This window comes from Nonomuraea sp. NPDC005730 (genome assembly GCF_040630865.1).
Lineage (GTDB): Bacteria > Actinomycetota > Actinomycetes > Streptosporangiales > Streptosporangiaceae > Nonomuraea.
On the sequence record NZ_JBEXYK010000149.1, the window covers coordinates 1 to 1,228 of the forward strand.

The window sequence follows — 1,228 nt, forward strand, 5'->3', positions numbered from 1 at the left end:
GCGAAGAAGCTCCGGGCTGAGCGGCAGGAATACTTTCGGCTCATGGCTCAGGGCTATGGCAACAAGGAAGCCTCACGGCTGGTCGGCGTCAATGAGCGGACCGGCCGTGAGTGGCGTAACGGGCGTTTCAGCCCCAGCCGGCTGCGGCCACCCGCTCGACCCGAGCGGGTGGCCCGGCCCGCCCAGGCGGCTTCCCGCTACCTGCGTGAGGACGAGCGCATCCATATCGCTGACCGGCTGCGGGAGAAGGCCTCCATCCGAGCCATCGCCGCCGAACTGGGCCGCAGCCCCTCCACGGTGAGCCGGGAGATCGCCCGTAACCGCACCGACGGAACCCGAGGCCAGTGGCACTACCGGCCTCACGCGGCCCAGGCCCGCGCCGACGCCCGGCGTCCACGACCGAAAGAGGGAAAGATAGGAGCCAACCCGGAACTGCGCCAGGTCGTCCAATCCTGGCTGGAGCTGGAATGGAGCCCCGAGCAGATCGCGCACACCCTGCGCGTCCGGTTCCCCGACCGGCCGGAGATGCAGGTGTCGCACGAGACGATCTATCAGGCGCTCTACGTTCAAGGACGCGGGGAACTGCGCCGCGAGCTCACCAGGGCGCTGCGCACCGGCCGCACCGTCCGCAGACCGCAGCGCCGTCCCGGCCAGCGCCACCCTCGGTTCATCGCGCCGATGGTGATGATCAGCGACCGCCCCGCCGAGGCCGAGGATCGAGCCGTGCCCGGCCACTGGGAAGGCGATCTGATCATCGGCAAGGACCAGAGATCCCAGATCGGGACGTTGGTCGAGCGCAGCACCCGCTACGTCCTGCTCGTCCACCTCCCGCACGACCGCACCGCCGAGACCGTCCGGGATGCGCTGGCCGCCACGATGGCCACCCTGCCGGCCGAACTGAAGCGGTCGCTGACATGGGACCAAGGCAGCGAGATGGGCCTGCATCATCAGTTCTCCATCGCCGCCGACCTGCCGGTCTACTTCTGCGACCCGCACTCTCCCTGGCAGCGTGGCAGTAACGAGAACACCAACGGCCTGCTCCGCCAGTACTTCCCCAAGGGGACCGACCTGTCCGTGCACAGCAGCGACCATCTCGCCGCCGTCGCTGCCCGGTTGAACGGCCGACCACGCAAGACGCTCGGCTGGGAAACCCCAGCCGAGCGTCTCACCAAGCTCCTGGCAACAGCCAGTTGATCAATCAGTGTTGCGACGACCCCTTGACTTCACC

Annotated in this window: 1 protein-coding gene; it reads left to right on the top strand. The window is 68.4% G+C overall.

Features of this window, described 5'->3' with window-relative positions:
* Window positions 1-42: 42 nt before the first annotated feature.
* Complete coding sequence (locus ABZ444_RS51435) at window positions 43-1,194, top strand: IS30 family transposase (RefSeq protein ID WP_358012715.1); 1,152 nt, start codon at window positions 43-45, stop codon at window positions 1,192-1,194.
* Window positions 1,195-1,228 lie beyond the last annotated feature (34 nt).

Bases quoted from the DNA above. Each gene is read 5' to 3' on its own strand.
- ABZ444_RS51435 (WP_358012715.1), top strand. From the start codon at position 43: ATGGCTCAGGGCTATGGCAACAAGGAAGCCTCACGGCTGGTCGGCGTC.